The organism is Kamptonema animale CS-326 (assembly GCF_028330895.1).
Classification (GTDB): domain Bacteria; phylum Cyanobacteriota; class Cyanobacteriia; order Cyanobacteriales; family Microcoleaceae; genus Kamptonema; species Kamptonema formosum.
This window is the reverse complement of the sequence record NZ_JAQMUA010000289.1, coordinates 1-17,367: the sequence shown is the minus strand read 5'-3', so window position 1 is coordinate 17,367 and position 17,367 is coordinate 1. Positions and strand designations below refer to the sequence as shown.

The following is a 17,367-nucleotide window of genomic DNA, read 5'->3' as shown; positions in this document are numbered from 1 at the left end:
CGTTTGACAAATTGTAAAAAATAGCCTGGAATCTATATTTGCCGTTCTGTACCCAAGCTTCACAAAGGTAAAAAATTTTTCTATCAACTTAAAAAAATATATTTTTGCATCGAAGTGTTAAGCATTTGTAAAGCGTAATTGACAAAATACCATTTATATGTATATAGATTTGAGTAAATTCTGGAAGAAAAATTTTTGAGGCGATCGCAAACATTGTGTCCAATAAACTAGAACAGCACTTCCAGGATTAAAATTGAGCTTAATCCGGTTCACCTCAAAGTCAAAGTGAAACTGTACTAATGAGGCAACGTGCAAGTAATACCCTTAGCGGCTGCAAAAGATTCAGATTGCACGTAGCCTTAAGAAAAATCTCTAGCAAACAAAATTATGGCAACACTTTACGTCAATCCGGGTACAGGCAGCGATTCAGCCTCCGGCAGCCAATCGGCTCCATTTAAAACCATCAGCCGCGCTCTACAGCAAGCTCCATCGGGAACCATAATTCAGCTAGCAGCCGGCACTTACAGCGCTGCTTCCGGCGAAGCCTTCCCCTTACAAATTCCTGCGGGAGTGAAAGTCATAGGCAGCGAAACCAACAAAGGCAGCACCGTTCTGATTCAAGGTAGCGGCAAATTTGTCAGTCCCACCGCAGCGGGTCAAAACGTTACAGTCTTGCTGGCAGAAGGTGCGGAACTGCGCGGTGCAACTGTCACCAATGGCGATACTAGAGGTACAGGAGTTTGGATAGAATCAGTAGCCGCCACAGTCGCTAACTGCACTCTCTCCAAATCCAAGCGAGAAGGCGTATTTGCCACTGGTAGCGCCAAGCCAGCAATTTTCGACAGCGTGTTTACCGAGAATGTCGGTAACGGTTTGGCAATGGCAGGTAGCGCTAAAGGGGAAATTCGCCGCAACAAGTTTCAAAACACAGGTTACGGTATTGCCATCCAAGATAATGCAGCACCTCTAATTGCGGAGAACCAAATTTTGGAAAATCGCTCAGGAATTGTCCTTTCTGGCGATTCGCGACCGATTTTGCGTAAAAATCGGATTGAGAAAAATATACAAGACGGTCTGACGGTGACAGTTAAATCACTGCCAGATATCGGCACTGGTCAAGATGCTGGCGGTAATATCTGGCAAGATAATGGTCAGTTTGACTTACAAAATGCTACTTCCTTTAAGATCCTTTCTGTAGGAAACCAGCTAACTGCAACGCGGGTTAAGGGTTTAGTGGAGTTTAGCGGTACAGCTACTCCCACGCCAACACCAACTCCAACTCCAACTCCAACTCCAACTCCAACTCCAACTCCAACTCCAACCCCAACTCCAACTCCAACCCCAACGCCTGGGGGTGGACAGTTTAGCGATATTAGCGGACATTGGGGAAAAGAGTTTATTGAACGATTGGCAGCCAAAGGTATTGTCAGTGGTTTTCCTGGCGGGACGTTTAAGCCTAACGATAGTTTAACTCGCGCTCAATATGCAGCTTTGTTAGCTAAGGCATTTGAACTGACTCCCAGACGTGCTGGTACGACTTTTAAGGATGTGGCGGCAGATTTTTGGGGTAAGGAAGCGATCGATAAGGCAAATAAAGGAGGATTTGTGGCGGGATTTCCAGATGGGACATTCCGACCAAATCAAAATTTAACTCGTACTGAGGCGATCGTGTCTTTGGTAAATGGCTTACAGTTAACAGGTGGGAATCTAAATGCTGTGAGTGTATATGGCGATCGCGCTCAAATTCCCAGCTACGCCATTGACGAAGTAGCAACGGCAACTGAACGTAAGATTGTAGTCAACTACCCCAACCGCAATCAACTCTCACCCATGCGGGAAATTAACCGTGCTGAAATCTGCGCTCTAATCTATCAAGCCTTAGTAGCCATAGGTCGCGCCGATGCGATTAATTCTCCTTATATCGTCTAAGAACTAGAGGAGCGGGGGAGCAGGGGAGATAGGATAGCTAAATCCGCCTCATCTTCCCTATCTTCCCCATCCTCCCCATCTCCCCCATCCTCCTCATCTCCCCCATCTCCCCATCTTCCCCATCCCCCTCTCCCATCTCTTCCGTGTACAGATACCCGCGTCGTTTTATGATTAAAACAATGACAATTTAAGCAATCTTTAAGGTTCGATCGCAAAATTATGGCTAAAATCCAATTTTCCAGGGGTATTGACGAAGATGTAATCCCAGATGTGCGCCTCACTCGTTCTAAAACAGGCAATCAGGGTACTGCTACCTTTACCTTTGAAAATCCCAAAGCTCTTAGTAACAGCAGTACAGAAGAAATTACTGGGATGTATATGATTGACGAAGAAGGCGAAATTACTACGCGGGAAGTTAAAGCTAAATTCATCAATGGTCAGCCGGCATCTCTGGAAGCACTATACTTGATGAAATCTGTAGAAGATTGGGATCGATTTATGCGTTTCATGGAACGCTATTCTGAAGAGCACGGCTTAGGATTCAGCAAGGCTTAAGCAATAAGAGGTAATTGGTGGTAATTGGGGATTGGTAATTTCCCAGTCCCGATTACCTGTTAGCTCAGAGAAATATTTATGACACTAATTCCTCACCTTGATAGTTCTAAAATAAGTGTGAATTGTGCTGCGATTACTGTCAGCGACACGCGATCGCAGGAAACGGATAAGAGCGGTCAATTAATTAAACAATTACTTTTAGATGCTGGTCATGCTGTCGGGTTTTACACTCTGGTTAAAGACGAACCCGAACAAATTATATCCCAGGTGCGATCGCTCTGTCAGCGATCGGACTTGGATGCGCTAATTTTCAACGGGGGTACTGGGATTGCGCCGCGAGATACTACTTACGATGCGATCGAGGGTTTGCTAGAAAAGACTTTACCAGGCTTTGGAGAGTTGTTTCGCTGGCTGAGTTATCAGGAAATAGGATCTAGAGCGATCGCATCTCGCGCTACGGCTGGGGTTTATCAAGGGAAGTTGGTTTTTTCTCTTCCCGGTTCTAGCAATGCGGTACAACTGGCTGTCGAAAAGCTGATTTTACCAGAGTTAATCCATTTGGTGGGACAGTTGCGCTCTGAAAAACACTAAAATTATAGCACAAAAACACCCTTTAGGAGTTACCACTTGATAAATTTCCTAAATTGTGTTTTGTCTGGAGTTGAATAATTGATGTCGGTTGGTTAACTTAGGGGGTAATCAGTTTAGCTCCTCAGCGCCTTGCGCTAAAGGATTTAGCTTGGAAAATTAGAGACGCGACAATAGTATTAGATTTTGGTATAATAGACAATAGAGAACGTAGTTTAATAAAAGGAAATATTATGCTTAATATTGTCCGAGGCGATGTAAAAAATAAACCTGAGTCTTCCAGAAGACTCGCTGATTACTTTGAGAGTAGAAGAGATGACATTGATGGAAGTTTATATTTAGGATATCCAATAATAGGTACATCTCAAGGAGGTTATCAAATTGATGCTCTTCTTGTCTCCAGAGAACATGGTATTGTTATTTTTAATATTATCGAGGGTACTAACACTAATCTTAATTGGAAAGAATCCCAGGATGAGAGCGTCAACAAAATTCAGGCGAAATTGCTCCAACATAGCTCTCTTACCAATAAGAGAAATCTAATGGTTGAGATTGGCGTTGTAACTTACGCACCCGCTTGGATTCATAAACCAAACGATGTTTCAGATGAGTATATAGTCGCTATTAATGATTGTGATTTGAGAGAATTTATTCACTCTCAAAAGTGGAACAATAGTGATTATTTTGAGAAGCTAACTTCAGTAATACAAGCCATAACATCCATAGGAAAAAGAAAGCAGCACCGGAACTATGTCAAGAAAGAAGACTCTAAGGGAGCGAAACTTAGTAAATTAGAGGATTCGATTGCTAATTTAGATAGAAATCAAAGTGCCGCTGTACTTGAAACAGTCGAAGGTGTACAAAGAATTAGAGGACTTGCTGGTTCAGGAAAAACCATAGTTTTAGCATTAAAAGTTGCTTACTTGCACGCAAAAAATCCTGATTGGAATATTGCTGTAACTTTTAATACCCGCTCACTGAAAGGTCAGTTCCAGAAACTTATCAACACTTTTACTATTGAACATACAAATGAAGAACCGGATTGGGATAAAGTTAAAATAATTCACGCTTGGGGCAGTCCAAATGCAGAGGGAATTTATTATGAAGTTTGTAAGAAACATAATATTGAATATAGAGATTTTCGTGAAGCAAAAAAACTTCCAAATGGTTCCGATCAAGAATTTGATACAGTTTGTAAAGAAGCCATTGGTAAAATAAAGAAGTTTACTCAATACTATGATGCTATTTTGATTGATGAAGCACAGGATTTTTCCCAACATTTTTTGCGGATTTGTTATGAGATATTGAAAGAACCGAAGAGATTAGTTTATGCTTATGATGAACTACAAAGCCTCAATAATAAGATTATGGAATCTCCAGATGCTATTTTTGGAAAGGATATTAATGGTACACCCCGTGTTCAACTCCAAAACTTACCAAAAAAACCAAAAGAAGATATTATACTAGAAAAATGTTATAGAAACTCTCGCCCAATTTTGGCGACTGCACACGCCCTTGGATTTGGGATTTATCGAGATCAAGGATTAGTCCAAATGTTTGATTATTCTGGATTATGGAGAGATATTGGTTACGAAGTTGAACACGGAAATTTAGAAGATGGAAAGTCTGTAAAGCTTGCTAGAACTGATGAGACAAGTCCTAAATTTCTCGAATCTCACTCACTTATTGATGACTTAATTACCTTCAAGTCATTCAACACTAATAAAGAACAAATGGAATGGTTAGTCAGTCAAATAGAAACCAATCTAAAAGAAGATGAATTGAAACATGATGATATCATGGTTATACATACGAATCCACTTACAACTAAAAAAGTTGTAGGAGAACCTAGAAGTCTACTATTTGAGAGAGGAATCAATTCTAACCTAGCTGGAGTAACAACTTCGCCTGATGACTTCTTTAATGAAGAAGCTATTCTCTTTACTAGCATCCATAGAGCAAAGGGAAATGAAGCCGCAATGATTTACGTTATAGATGCACACTTTTGTTTCTCAGGTTATGGGCTTGCCCGAAAAAGAAATATTCTATTTACTGCTATGACAAGAAGCAAAGCTTGGCTAAGAGTATTAGGCTGGGGTGAAGATATGAGAAGACTGGAAGCTGAATATAATCAAGTTAAGCAAGAAAACTTTGCTCTTAAGTTTACCTATCCTACTGAAAAAGAACGGCAAGAAATGAATCTTGTGAATAGAGATATGAGTCCAAAGGAACTGGATCGGATATTTAAAAACAAAAAAGATTTAAGAGAGCTTCTTGAAGCTCTTAACAAAGGAGAGATTTACAAAGAAGATATACCCCAAGAAATACTAGATGGTCTAAAAGAAAAACTTTTTTAAAAATGACTAATTATCGAGATGTTCATACACAGATCCGCACTATTACTCGGAAGCTAATTTCAGTAGGTTTATCAGTCAGACAAAAAGAACCCTCATGTACTCCTACTGGAAGGGACAGTTATGAAATTTCATATCCTGGTATGCAAGACCTTTCAATAGCATTAAAAAATGTTGAGTATGCAGAGGTATATCAAGAATTAAATAAGAATGAAAATTATAATATAAAAATGATTGATGGTGCTTTACTACAGTTTCTCTATACTTACAAAAACTCTAAGTTGAACTCACATCGCCTAGCTTTCTTTCCATCACCATTTCTACATGAATTCCAAAACGAACCTGAAATTTATGAAGAGGATGAGATATATGCAGACATAATAGCTAAGAATATATTGCCAGTGCCAATCAGATTTGACTACGATCCCGATAATCATATAGATATAGATCATCCCAAGTGTCATTTAACTTTGGGGCAGTTTAAAAACTGTAGAATTCCTGTTTGTTCTCCAGTTACACCGAATGCCTTTATCTCCTTTATTCTTCGTAGTTTTTATAATACTGCTTTTACCAAGTTTACGGATCAATTTGACTTTTCAAGTGTTCTATTTGATGAAACCATAACCACTGCGGAGAAGAAACTACTACACTTCGCCATTTACTGAAACCTTTAAAAGCATGGGCGATCGCAACTTCTCGTTACTTCCCTCCGCAAAGCTGATAAGGAGATCTCAACCGCCGATCGCTTAATCTCACCCCTCACTCAATCAGCGCGATCGCTCATCACCCTAGCTAACCTAACCCAGGAAAACCCCACTCAGCCAGCCTCGCTCTAAAAAATAAGCGGAGATTGCTACTTATTAGTTCGGTTATGCGAATATACACTACAGACAGAAGCCGATACTCTGAAGAGAGAGACGATTTAGTATTAAGCCAAAAATCTAAAATCTAAAATGTAAATTTTGCAGGTGGGTGTTGTTGTGAACAGTTACTTTTTACCGACCATTAGCGAGATTTTAGCCGAAGATGGGGTTAAAAATGACATCACCTCTTCAGATACGATCGCGCTGTATGAAAATTCAGACTATTCGCACTCTGGGGTTCGCATTGCTCTCCGACTCAGAGCTCAGCAGGAGTGGTACGCTGCGATCGCCGCTCTTAATCAACTATTAGAACAGGAAAGGGCCGCAGGAGATGAGTCCGAGAAATTTTCCTCTATATCCTCCCCATCTTCCCCATCCCCAATCCCTACCCAATCCCATCAAGGATTAATCTTGTCTGGCCCCTCCTCGGTGTTGACTGACCCTGCATTAGTGAAAAACTTTGCAGCTTGGATTTTTACCAGTAACCCCCAGGAAGCTAACACTTACTTATCTTCGCAAGCTTTACCTCTACTACCAGCACCAGAAGGGACAATATCAGTTCCTCCTACAACACCAGCACTACCTCTTTGTAACGGCGATCCTTTAGCCAACGAGCAGTTTTGTTTGGTTTTAACAGCTAAATTCAGTCTGGTAATGGTATTAGGGGAAAATGCTTTAGGAAATCCCGCCTTTCTATTTTCCTTCGATCCAGCAGTCGTAATGCAAGCTTGGACCATCTTGCAGCTACGAGTCAAGGATAGCGAAGAATTACTAGCAAGTTTTCCTGAAGGTGCAAACTTTACTTTGAGTAAGTCAGTATCGAGTAGTGCTAAATCGATGGTACTTCTGTTTGAGCAGTTTACTCCGATCGCACCTGACTACAAAATTGTAATGCAGTTTAGCCGCCTGCTATTGCAGAATTTGCCCTTAGAAGAAACTGGACACCGACAACAGGAGAAAGCCAGAAAAAGTGCAGATTTGGGAACATTATTACCCAATCCCAAATCTAAAACCCCAAACCCTAAATCCCAAGAGGTAGAACTGCTACAAGCGATCGCTCATGAAGTTCGCACTCCTTTAGCAACAATCCGCACCCTGACTAGGCTACTACTGAAACGTCCCAATCTCGATCCAGTAGTAGTTAAGCGATTAGAAATGATTGACTCCGAATGTACTGCCCAAATTGACCGCTTTGGTTTAATTTTTAGGGCCGTAGAATTGGAAATGTCTCAGGCTAAGCAATCTTCAGTTCAACTAACCGCAATTTCCCTGACTCAAGTCTTTCAAAGTAATCTCCCTCGCTGGCAAAAACAAGCTTGTCAGCGAAATCACACTCTAGAAGTAATTCTGCCACAGAATTTACCAACAGTGGTCAGCGATCAGACAATGTTGGATCAGGTTTTAACTGGTTTAATTGAAGATTTTACTCGCACTCTACCAGCAGGAAGTCACATTCAAGTTGGGGTAATGTTGGCGGGAAATCAATTAAAATTACAGTTGGAATCTCAACTACAACCTGGAACTAAAAATGAATCGGCTTTTAAACAAACTCCTAATGGGCCGCTCAAATCTATTGGGCCGCTGTTGATGTTTCAGCCGGAAACTGGTAGTTTGAGTCTGAGTTTGAGCGTGACGAAGAATTTATTTAGAGCTGCTGGGGGGAAATTGGTGGTACGACAACGACCGCAGAAGGGGGAAGTGATGACAATTTTCCTGCCACTGCAATAGTAAAATAGTACCAGGCTGAGTTTGTGAAAGTTGCTGGAGGGTAGTTGCAACTGATGCTGCTACTGTGGCGCGATCGCTAACCCTCAACAGAGGCAGCAACCTAATACCAGTTCCCCAAAATCATGCAATAGTAGGGTGGGCGCTCGCCGAAACCATATTAGCCCATCAGTTACAAGCTTTTTGCGGCGAGCGCCCACCTTACGCGCTGACCGTAGCAGCAGACTTTTAGAGAAATGGTATAAGTACAGGAAAAATCCAACTTCGTAGGTTATAAAAATATGCTTAAGAAATTAACGATTGCGCTCAGTCTCTCTGGCTTCATCTTCTTATTACCAGTAGGAAGCGTGCTAGCTAATGAGATGATTCCACCAGAGAAACGGGTTTTAATTCAAGAGCTTTTAACCATTACTGAAGCTGACAAAAACCTTAACCAAATGATGGACTTAATGTTAGCTCAGTTAGAACAACAGTTGCCAACTATTATTGCTAACACCTTGAAAAATACATCGGCAGAAACTAATGCTGATTTACAGCAGGAAAGCCTGGAAATGGCGAGGCGGGTCATCGGCAGATACCGAGAAATATTGCCACAGAAAATTAATTTGGCTCAATATGTACAGGAAGTTAGTTACTCCGTGTATGCTAAATATTTTACTGAAAGCGAACTCAAAGACTTGATAGCGTTCTATCGCAGTTCAACGGGACAAAAAACCATTCAAGTTATGCCTCAACTATTTGCCGAGTCTATGCAGCAATTCAATCAGAAATTATTCCCCGAATTGATGGGAATCATGAAAGAAATAGTTGAAGATGAAATCGGAAAAATGCCGACAATTAACAACAAATAATTAAACTGTTAATTAATTATGAGCTCTCGATCGCTCCCGATACCGATCTGGTACAGCAGTGGGTGCGATCGCATCATCAGGAGAAGTTCCCGGCCCTCTGCCTCCACTAGCTCTCCCCCTGTCTACATTCCCTTCTGGCATTGGCTCAGTAGGAATCGGCCTGCCCGGAGGAGTCAAGCCACTGGTATCTAAGCTCACCTGCAAATCTTCCTCATCGCTTTCAAACAGAGGATCGGCGGCCATGCGGCCAGGTTGCCTCAAACTGCCTCTGTCAAAACTTCCCAACAATTCCTCTTCATTACTTTCAGACAGCGGATCGGCGGCCATTGGGCGGCCAGGTTGCCTCAAACCACCTCTGTCAAAACTTTCCGACAATTCCTCTAAATCATTTTCAGAAAGGGGATCTGGTAGAGGCATTTGACGGCCAGGTTGTCTCAAGCTACCTCTATCGAAGCCTCCAGACAAGTCCTCTCCACTGCTTTGAGTCCTCGAATCTGACGCAATTTGGCGACTCGGAGGTGCTGACCGAGTTGCTGGCCCTTGCCAAGTTCCAGCCGAACTAGAAGCGGGTAAACCATTTGTACTCCCGAAAGTAGGAGCATAACCAGTGGGTAAAACAGCATCAGCTTTTTTGGCTTCAGCTTTTTGCTTCTCTTCCTCTTGCTTCTGCTTCAACAATTCCGTGAAACCTTGTACATCATTCTGGATAATGCTTTCCACCCGACCAGAAAATTGAACGTAAGCCTGGTTATGACTGCTAACATCTTGATAAGGCCCAGTGAGTTGAAAAAATTGCCAGCCCTCTGCTTTCAGAGCTTCAGCGGTTTTGCGGTACTGAATCCGAAGGTCGCCATAATGAAAAAACTCATCGATTGCAGCGCTGATCGCTACCATTTGGCTAACACCGAAGGTAAACCAAATAGCATATTCTCTCGTTTTACTATCGGCGATGTTCAGACTCACGAGTGCTGGAATGACCACGCCGCCAACAATTGTGGTCAGGCGCAGACGGTAGTACCATTTCTGAGAATGTTTTGCCTTACCTGAGAGCCAATTTAGTTGATCTAGCCAGCGGGATTTCATTGATTTTTTCTGGAACTCGTTTAGATCCAGTTGGTCAATGATGTCGGACATATCTCTCTTGAAGCGATCGCTATAAGAAGCAGAAGATTTCTTTTTAAACATTGTTTGTTGCTCCCCCTGGTATGCTCGCAGATATCCGTAGATTTTAGATTTTAGATTTGAGATTTCCGATTAGCCACAAACCTCAAGTCAGGCCTTTAGCACTCAGATTCTCATCGTATTTACTGACGGATAGAAAGTCACTACCGCTAACTGGGACAGTTAGGGGCTAGGAGTTAGGGGGTATGGAAAGAAGGGAGAGAGAAGGAAAAGAGGTTAAAAGTAAGGGCTTCGCTATAAGCCCTTCCTTCGTCAGGGATCGCGCTCCGCCGAATGGTTTGAACAATTGAGGCTCCATAACGGTCTTGGCGGTTGCTTTTATATTGGTAGTAGAAACTAGAATTTTCAAAATAGATATAGCTTAGCAAACCCATCTGGATATTTCAACCTGTTTTACGGAAACTTTACAATTGTCAAAAAAGTGACTTTGTTTCATAAACTTTGTAATTGATTAATAGCTAAAGGGAATAATCTAGGCCAAATAAAGTTATAGTTTGAGTTAGAGCAGAGCGATCGCTTTTAGCAGTGGCAAGTTTTGGCATCCCGCTCTTCTAGATTTCATGAACTTGGGTTTAGCCTTTAAGATAGAGCGATCGCGATCGCTGTGTCCGGGTGGCGAAATTTAGGGCGGTAGTGGCAATTAGCGATCGCCACCGCCTCCAGAACCACAGGTAATGTTGGCAAGCTACGTCCTAGCTAGAGCGATCGGCACTTTCAATACTACGATCGCGATCTGCGTAGTTAGTCTACCAGATTCAGATTATAAACCAGTAGCTCAAGCAATAGGAAAATTGAGACAATTTTCGATGCGTTTGTAAAGCAGTAAAAATACTGCGGTATCAACAGGGTATTAGGTCTACTGTCACTTGAATCAAGTATTAAACAAATAAAATTAAATCACCTGACCCTATGACTACTCAACAACTCACTCAAAAATTAGTTGAAGAAATCACTTGTAACAATCTCCTATTAGCACTGATTGTTTCTGGCAAGTTCAACAAACCTGGAGTTAGCTTTTTCACACCCAACACATTTTCCCAACAACTTGCCTACATGAAACATCCCGCAGGCAAAGTGATTCAACCCCACATTCACAACCCTGTTAAACGAGAAGTCTTCTATACTCAAGAAGTTCTCTTAATTAAAAAAGGAAAACTCCGCGTTGATTTTTATAACGAACAGCAAGAGTATTTAGAAAGCCGCATTTTAGAAGCCGGCGACTTAATTCTCATCGCTAAAGGCGGTCATGGATTTGAAGTCATAGAAGAAGTAGAAATGATTGAAATCAAGCAAGGGCCATTCATCGGAGAACTAGATAAAACCTGTTTTCCGCCTATTACAGCACAGCAAGTTAAATTATAGTCGTTTGTTGTTGCATAAGAATAAAGTAATGGGTAATTGGTAATGGGTAATTGGTAATTGGTAGTTAGAACTTTAAACTTGAAAAAATGAGCGCACCAATTCCGGTCAATCAACCCCTTTTAGATGGCAATGAACGCCAATATCTCAATCAGTGTATTGACAGTGGTTGGATTTCCTCAGAAGGGCCATTTGTCAAGCGATTTGAAGAAGAATTTGCCGTTCGTGTTGGTCGCCAATACGGAATAGCTGTATGTAACGGTTCCGCAGCTTTAGATGCCGCAGTTGCAGCCCTAAAAATCGGCCCAGGCGATGAAGTAATTGTGCCAACCTTTACGATTATCTCCTGTGTAGCTGCCATTGTTAGAGCGGGTGCTAAACCAGTTTTAGTTGATTGCGATCGCAAAACTTGGAACATGGATATATCCACAATTGCCGCCAAGATTTCGCCTCAGACAAAAGCAATTATGGTCGTCCACATTTACGGATTACCAGTCGATCTAGCTCCCCTATTAGAATTAGCTAAAATATACAATTTACAAGTTATAGAAGATGCAGCAGAAATGCACGGACAAACCTATAACAATCAGCCTTGTGGCAGCTTTGGAGATATTAGTACCTTTAGCTTTTACCCTAACAAACATATTACCACTGGTGAAGGCGGAATGATTGTTACAGACGATGCTAAGTTAGCAGAAAGATGTCGTTCATTACGAAACTTATGTTTTCAGCCACAGCAGCGATTTGTACATGAAGAACTTGGCTGGAACTTGCGAATGAGCAACATTCAAGCTGCCTTGGGAATAGCACAGTTAGAAAGATTAGATGAGTTTGTTGCTCGCAAGCGCAGAATGGGTTATATTTATAATCAATTACTAGCAGATATTTCTGGTTTAGAATTACCTTTAGCCTCTACAACTTATGCAAAAAATATTTATTGGGTATACGGCATAGTATTGAAAGATGAATTGCCCTTCGATGCAGTAGAAGCAATGCGGCGTTTAGCAGAACATCAAATTGGAACTCGGCCTTTTTTCTGGCCGATGCACGAACAGCCTGTATTTAAGAAAATGGGACTGTTTCAAGGCGAATCTTATCCCGTTGCTGAAAGAATTGCTAGGCGAGGATTTTATATTCCTAGTGGCATGGCTTTAACAGATACACAAATGGAAAGAGTTGCACAGGTAATTAAAGAAGTAATTAGGTAATTGATATGCAAATATTCGGTAATTATGCTCGCTATTACAATCTACTATATCAAGATAAAGATTATGCGGCTGAGGCAAAGTTTGTAGAGAATTTACTGGAAAAATATGCACCAAATACACAAACTTTGTTAGAGTTAGGATGCGGTACAGGAAACCACGCGACATTACTAGCATCAAAATACGAGGTCTGTGGCATAGATTTGAGTTTAGATATGTTGGAACAGGCAAAACAGCGGCAGCTAAATTTGCCTCCAACACCAGCATTTAAACTTCAATTTGTGCAAGGAGATATTCGTGCCATCAGGCTAGAGCGTAAATTTGATGCCGTTATCTCTCTATTTCATGTATTCAGCTATCAGACAACTAATCGCGATTTGCAAGCTGCTTTTGCTACCGCCAAAGCTCATCTCAATCCAGGGGGAGTGCTGATTTTTGATTGTTGGTATGGCCCTGGGGTTTTGGGCGATCCGCCAACAGTTCGAGTCAAGCGTTTAAAAGACGAAGAAATTACTGTAACTCGAATTGCTGAACCTGCGCTCTATCCTAATGATAACTTAGTGGATGTTAGATATCAAGTCTTCATCAAACATAAATCTAGGAATGCAGTTGAGGAAGTTGAAGAAACCCACAAAATGCGATATTTGTTTAAGCCAGAAATAGATTTATTTTTGGCTGTTAATCAGTTTGAGTTATTAGCTTATGGTGAATGGATGACAGGGAATGAACCAGTAGCTAAAACTTGGAATGTTTATTTTATAGCAAAACTTGTAGAAGCGGGAAATAAAAAAAATGTCTAAGCAATGTGCTATCTTTTTTTACGAGGGATATGTCGGCGTTGCTCCTACAATCATTAACCTCTCTAAAGTTATGCAAAGACAGGGATATGTAGTCACAATATACGCTACAGAGAATGACTATGCTCAACCTGGTAAAATTGGAGAAAATGTAAAAATAATTTACTTTTGCAAAGACTTTAAAATCGTCAGATTTCTAAATAGAACTAGATTAAAACCTCTAGTTCCACTTGTAAAACTCTCTATTTTTTTGTTTCAAGTTTTGAATCATCAATTACGCAATCAGCAGCTACAAAGCTTAAAAAATAATATTAATATCGGTATTGATATTTATGGCAATGTGACAGCCATGCTGTGCCTATATTTTTTAAGACAGAAATTTTTATTTTTGTCATTAGAATTGTGGAAGCCAGTAGGAATTCTCAGTAAAATGGCTAATCTAGCTTACAGAAAAGCAGTGGGTGTAATTACCCAAAGTGAAGGTAGATTTAAAAATCTTTCCAGTTATTACGAATATCAACATCCTCAACCATTTTACCTACCTAACTCTAGCTTTGCTGCTGAAGAGGAGATTTTAGCTAAAAATACGGGTAATTTTTTCCGGGAAAAGTTCAACTTAAATAGGCAGGCATTCCCCTATTTAATTCTTCAAGCTGGAATGATTAATGATGCCGTTTTAGCAAAAACTGTAGCTGAAGCCTTTAATCATATTGATGAAGGATATGCTTTGATTTTCCATGAGAGGAAAGAAAGAAAAGAAGAAGAACCCTATATCCAATCGCTGCGAAAGCTTAACTCAAAAAACTTATTTCTTTCTTTGCAACCTGTTCCTTACGAGCAAGTCGATCGAATATATGCTGCGGCAACAATTGGGCTGGCTTTTTATGCAAATTTAGGTAATGATTATGCCTTGATTTCTATGGCTTCTGGAAAGTTAGCCGAATATTTGAAGCATGGAAAGCCTGTTTTACTGAGCAATTTACCATCTTTGTGCAAGTTAGTTGACGAGTATCAGTTTGGCATTGTAATTAATAATCCCTCTGACTCGGAGGAGATTAAGACGGCAATTCAGAGAATACTCAGTGACTTCGATACCTATAGCAAAAATGCCAAAGTATGTTTTGCTACCGAGTTTGATTTCGGTAAAAAAATTGAACCTATATTATTGTTTATGAGGGATTTATGAAAGTAAGTAACGCCGCCATCTTGGCGGTGAGTTGAGCGCCAAGATGGCGGCGTTACAAATAGTTATGCGTAAGTCCCTTATTCACTAATTGATGAACCCATGAGTTCCAATCCCCTTACCCTCAGCATCGTATAGTTTCATCGGCACTCCCGCATTATCGCTAATAGCTTCCAAGGCTACTTGTAGAGTTTTAAGATGCTTTTCTACACCTTGGCGAGTTTTTACATCCTTATCTCCTGCCTTGAGAAAAGTTTGTTGAAGTTTCTGTACATAACCAGGTGTCATTTGTACAGCAATCAATTTATCGCTAATAGTAAAGTCGCAAACTTTTGGCGAACCGTTGCACACTTTATCTAAATCATTGCGAGCTTTTAACAACACCCTTTCTACTTGCAATTTAACCTTAACTTCCTGCAAAGAAGCTTTGTAGGAAGTTATGAGGGGGCGTGTTTTCACGTAGTAAGAAGTTGTTGTGGGTACTTCCTGAGCGTAAGTTAAAGCATTATGCCAGTATTCTGAGGCTTGAAACCAGCCTTTTCGCTGCTCGAAAATTCGAGCTTGGGCGGCGGCGGTGACAGCCTGAGTGTAAGAATCTTCGGCAATTTCTTCTATGGTTTTGCGATCGCGTGCCTTTGCTAACTTGGTCTCATACTTTGGTAATAGTACCTTCGCCTGCTCGTAAGCTGTCGTACCCTTGGGTATTGAACCCAGCATAGTCACCGATGTTTGCCAACCACTTTCAACTTTTTGCCAGCTTTCAGGTAACTGAGCCACCCCTTCACGAGCTTCCGTAATTCGAGCCGTATTCTGGGCGGAATTAAGCTTTGTCTCTCCTTGTTCCTCTGTTAGTAACCGCTTATTTGCTGCGGCTAAATTCCCTTTATATTCCTTCAATTTGTTCTGAGAAAATGGATAAACAGGACTATCCTTGGGGATTTTTGCGAGGGGGATAATCGCCTCTTCCCAGAGAGATTTGATTTCTATCCAATTCTCCTCAGAATGAGGCGGATTTTGAGATTTTATAGATGCAGATTTTCCCTGTTCTACAGCCACGATTACCGAGTCTAAATTCTCTTTTTGTCCCCGGTAATTTCGCAGTTGCTTTTGCGCTTCGCTGTAACGAGGCGACCAAAATGGAATAGCTTCTAAATTCGCGATCGCTTGATTTAATTTCCCTTGTGCCTCTTCCACGCTATTAATCGTCTTTTTAGCTTTCAGCGTGTTTACCGACTGCTGATTTAGCTGTTGGGCATCAGCAAATGCCGTGCACTTCCCAATTACGCAAGGGCGAGTTAACGCATAAGCAAAACTTAGCAAAAGTGCTGTCACAGTACTCGCACCTATCACCCATATCAAGGCCACCAGTGAGAAACGGAAGCTCTTTTTTGTAACGGGTTCTAGATCGTTAGCATCAAAGGGATTGTCATCGCTTTCTGAAATTTCCGCAGCCTGAATTATGATAGATTCAGGATAGTTAGAGCTGGCAGAAATATCAGAAAATTCTTCTTGACTGCTGTCTAAATCTTCTGTTGCTATACTTTCTTGTCCTTCTAACCCGGTAGTTTCTTCCTCCCGTCGCAGAGAAACAGGAACAATTGCACTGTTAGTTGGCACTCTTGATTTTGAAACCGCAGCTCTTGACAAAAACGACGGCTCCATGCTAAAAGAATGGAAAGCATAAGGGTGTTTTTGCCCTAGCAATTTTAGGCAAATTCCTACTTGTTGAATAGCTTTTGGTTGGAGCGTAACAACGGCTGACTGTATCGCTGCCAAAGTTGGTGAAGCCTTGAGAGTTAAACTAGGCGGGTGTTCCCCCACCACCATCAAAGTTTCTTCCACAAAACTACAACTGATTTGCAGGGGTAAATTTTGAAACCCTACTTCTTGCAATTGCCGCTGCAAATCTTCCTCTAGAATCTGTAAATTATTCCGCCGGGTTGCTGTTGCTGTTTTCATGAATTTCTCCTCTTTGATGGCCACCACAATTGAGATTTTGGCTGATAGATTTGGGATTATTTAGATTTTTTGCTAGGCTCGAATATTTTTAAATTCTGTCCCCAAACTTTCATCTAAAACCTAAACTCTAAATTTTAAATGGTTGTTTATAGCTTTCTCCGAAACAAACCTGTTCTGTGGGAAAACGCCCGCCGTATTTTTTGAAAGGTTCAGCGGCATAACCCAGAGGTAGGAGACAACAAACATCTATCTCATCGGGAATTTCAAATGCTTCTTTTACCCGATCTGCTAAAAAACCTTCCATCGGGCAACTATCAACCCCAAGGCTCTTAGCGGCAATCATTAAGTGGGCAACTGCTAACATTGTATGGCGGTTAGTCCAAGCTTCTGCTGACTGAAAGCTTACAGGGGACTCAAACATATTAGGAATTGTTTGTCGCATCACATCTGCCAAAACATCAGGCATAGCACCCACATCTTTGCCCAATTGAATGACGGATTCGATGTATTCTGGTTGAGTTACACTGCGATCGCCACAGCAAATTAAAACTACTGGTGCTTCTCCAATCTGACGCTGATTAAAAGCGCAAGCTTTCAGCTTTTCTTTGCTCTCTTGCTCTCGTAAAACGATGAAGCGCCAAGGTTGCAAATTGTAACCTGAAGGCGATCGCAGTCCCAATCGAAAGATTTCTTCTAAAATCGCGGGCGTAATTGTATCAGGTCTGAAAGAACGGGCGGCCCGCCGATCTTCAATAGCTATTTTTACATTGATTGAAGGCTGCATTTCTACTGTCATAGGTAATTGTTAGTTGTTAGT

General features: G+C 41.2%; 16 protein-coding genes. 12 read left to right on the top strand and 4 right to left on the bottom strand.

Annotated features, from left to right (window positions below; translation table 11 throughout):
- Window positions 1-387 precede the first annotated feature (387 nt).
- Entirely contained in the window at window positions 388-1,929 is a 1,542-nt protein-coding gene (locus tag PN499_RS17110; RefSeq protein ID WP_272033302.1) for a DUF1565 domain-containing protein, read from the top strand.
- On the opposite strand, the gene PN499_RS17105 is transcribed toward PN499_RS17110, so the two are convergent.
- Entirely contained in the window at window positions 1,926-2,144 is a 219-nt protein-coding gene (locus PN499_RS17105; RefSeq protein ID WP_272033301.1) for a hypothetical protein, read from the bottom strand. The two genes, PN499_RS17110 and PN499_RS17105, sit on opposite strands and share 4 nt — an antisense overlap.
- Before the next feature lie 4 nt (window positions 2,145-2,148).
- Here PN499_RS17105 and psb28 point away from each other — a divergent pair, with 4 nt between their 5' ends.
- The 6 genes from psb28 to PN499_RS17075 all read left to right on the top strand — a co-directional run bounded on the left by psb28 (window position 2,149) and on the right by PN499_RS17075 (window position 8,865).
- Window positions 2,149-2,484 carry a photosystem II reaction center protein Psb28 gene (psb28, locus tag PN499_RS17100; RefSeq protein ID WP_007355369.1) on the top strand — a complete coding sequence of 112 codons (336 nt, stop codon included), beginning with the start codon at window positions 2,149-2,151 and terminating at the stop codon, window positions 2,482-2,484.
- A gap of 78 nt (window positions 2,485-2,562) precedes the next feature.
- The gene (locus PN499_RS17095) at window positions 2,563-3,075 is read left to right on the top strand and encodes a MogA/MoaB family molybdenum cofactor biosynthesis protein (RefSeq protein WP_272033300.1); all 513 of its coding nucleotides are present in this window, start codon (window positions 2,563-2,565) and stop codon (window positions 3,073-3,075) included.
- A gap of 230 nt (window positions 3,076-3,305) precedes the next feature.
- Entirely contained in the window at window positions 3,306-5,429 is a 2,124-nt protein-coding gene (locus tag PN499_RS17090) for a DEAD/DEAH box helicase (protein ID WP_272033299.1), read from the top strand.
- Between the two features lie 2 nt (window positions 5,430-5,431).
- Entirely contained in the window at window positions 5,432-6,091 is a 660-nt protein-coding gene (locus PN499_RS17085; protein WP_272033298.1) for a DUF2290 domain-containing protein, read from the top strand.
- 315 nt (window positions 6,092-6,406) lie between these two features.
- Entirely contained in the window at window positions 6,407-8,017 is a 1,611-nt protein-coding gene (locus PN499_RS17080) for a sensor histidine kinase (protein WP_272033297.1), read from the top strand.
- Window positions 8,018-8,295: 278 nt separating this feature from the next.
- The gene (locus tag PN499_RS17075) at window positions 8,296-8,865 is read left to right on the top strand and encodes a DUF2059 domain-containing protein (RefSeq protein ID WP_272033296.1); all 570 of its coding nucleotides are present in this window, start codon (window positions 8,296-8,298) and stop codon (window positions 8,863-8,865) included.
- A gap of 12 nt (window positions 8,866-8,877) precedes the next feature.
- On the opposite strand, the gene PN499_RS17070 is transcribed toward PN499_RS17075, so the two are convergent.
- A complete protein-coding gene (locus PN499_RS17070) occupies window positions 8,878-10,050 on the bottom strand; it encodes a DUF4231 domain-containing protein (protein ID WP_272033295.1) in 1,173 nt (390 codons plus the stop codon).
- A 674-nt stretch (window positions 10,051-10,724) separates the two neighbouring features.
- On the opposite strand from PN499_RS17070, the gene PN499_RS17065 reads away from it, so the two are divergent.
- From PN499_RS17065 to PN499_RS17045, 5 genes are all read left to right on the top strand, one after another.
- Window positions 10,725-10,865: a hypothetical protein gene (locus PN499_RS17065; RefSeq protein WP_272033315.1), complete on the top strand. Its 141-nt coding sequence runs from the start codon at window positions 10,725-10,727 to the stop codon at window positions 10,863-10,865.
- 91 nt (window positions 10,866-10,956) lie between these two features.
- Window positions 10,957-11,409, top strand: coding sequence for a cupin domain-containing protein (locus PN499_RS17060; protein WP_272033294.1), 453 nt, complete (start codon window positions 10,957-10,959; stop codon window positions 11,407-11,409).
- An 86-nt stretch (window positions 11,410-11,495) separates the two neighbouring features.
- Window positions 11,496-12,614, top strand: a complete 1,119-nt coding sequence (locus PN499_RS17055) for a DegT/DnrJ/EryC1/StrS family aminotransferase (protein ID WP_272033293.1) — start codon at window positions 11,496-11,498, stop codon at window positions 12,612-12,614.
- A gap of 5 nt (window positions 12,615-12,619) precedes the next feature.
- Window positions 12,620-13,411, top strand: coding sequence for a class I SAM-dependent DNA methyltransferase (locus PN499_RS17050; protein ID WP_272033292.1), 792 nt, complete (start codon window positions 12,620-12,622; stop codon window positions 13,409-13,411).
- Complete coding sequence (locus tag PN499_RS17045; RefSeq protein WP_272033291.1) at window positions 13,404-14,594, top strand: glycosyltransferase family protein; 1,191 nt, start codon at window positions 13,404-13,406, stop codon at window positions 14,592-14,594. The genes PN499_RS17050 and PN499_RS17045 overlap by 8 nt, the downstream gene beginning before the upstream one ends.
- An 84-nt stretch (window positions 14,595-14,678) precedes the next feature.
- Here the strand turns inward: PN499_RS17045 and PN499_RS17040 are convergent, their stop codons facing one another.
- On the bottom strand, window positions 14,679-16,550 hold the full coding sequence (locus tag PN499_RS17040) for a hypothetical protein (protein WP_272033290.1): 1,872 nt from the start codon (window positions 16,548-16,550) through the stop codon (window positions 14,679-14,681).
- 127 nt (window positions 16,551-16,677) lie between these two features.
- On the bottom strand, window positions 16,678-17,346 hold the full coding sequence (locus PN499_RS17035; RefSeq protein ID WP_272033289.1) for a nitroreductase family protein: 669 nt from the start codon (window positions 17,344-17,346) through the stop codon (window positions 16,678-16,680).
- Window positions 17,347-17,367: the final 21 nt, after the last annotated feature.

Excerpts from the sequence above, each read along its gene's own strand:
- PN499_RS17040 (WP_272033290.1), bottom strand. The coding sequence starts at position 16,550 with ATGAAAACAGCAACAGCAACCCGGCGGAATAATTTACAGATTCTAGAG.
- PN499_RS17070 (WP_272033295.1), bottom strand. The coding sequence starts at position 10,050 with ATGTTTAAAAAGAAATCTTCTGCTTCTTATAGCGATCGCTTCAAGAGA.
- psb28 (WP_007355369.1), top strand. The coding sequence starts at position 2,149 with ATGGCTAAAATCCAATTTTCCAGGGGTATTGACGAAGATGTAATCCCA.
- PN499_RS17095 (WP_272033300.1), top strand. The coding sequence starts at position 2,563 with ATGACACTAATTCCTCACCTTGATAGTTCTAAAATAAGTGTGAATTGT.
- PN499_RS17055 (WP_272033293.1), top strand. The coding sequence starts at position 11,496 with ATGAGCGCACCAATTCCGGTCAATCAACCCCTTTTAGATGGCAATGAA.
- PN499_RS17035 (WP_272033289.1), bottom strand. The coding sequence starts at position 17,346 with ATGACAGTAGAAATGCAGCCTTCAATCAATGTAAAAATAGCTATTGAA.
- PN499_RS17075 (WP_272033296.1), top strand. The coding sequence starts at position 8,296 with ATGCTTAAGAAATTAACGATTGCGCTCAGTCTCTCTGGCTTCATCTTC.
- PN499_RS17090 (WP_272033299.1), top strand. The coding sequence starts at position 3,306 with ATGCTTAATATTGTCCGAGGCGATGTAAAAAATAAACCTGAGTCTTCC.
- PN499_RS17110 (WP_272033302.1), top strand. The coding sequence starts at position 388 with ATGGCAACACTTTACGTCAATCCGGGTACAGGCAGCGATTCAGCCTCC.
- PN499_RS17085 (WP_272033298.1), top strand. The coding sequence starts at position 5,432 with ATGACTAATTATCGAGATGTTCATACACAGATCCGCACTATTACTCGG.
- PN499_RS17045 (WP_272033291.1), top strand. The coding sequence starts at position 13,404 with ATGTCTAAGCAATGTGCTATCTTTTTTTACGAGGGATATGTCGGCGTT.
- PN499_RS17050 (WP_272033292.1), top strand. The coding sequence starts at position 12,620 with ATGCAAATATTCGGTAATTATGCTCGCTATTACAATCTACTATATCAA.
- PN499_RS17060 (WP_272033294.1), top strand. The coding sequence starts at position 10,957 with ATGACTACTCAACAACTCACTCAAAAATTAGTTGAAGAAATCACTTGT.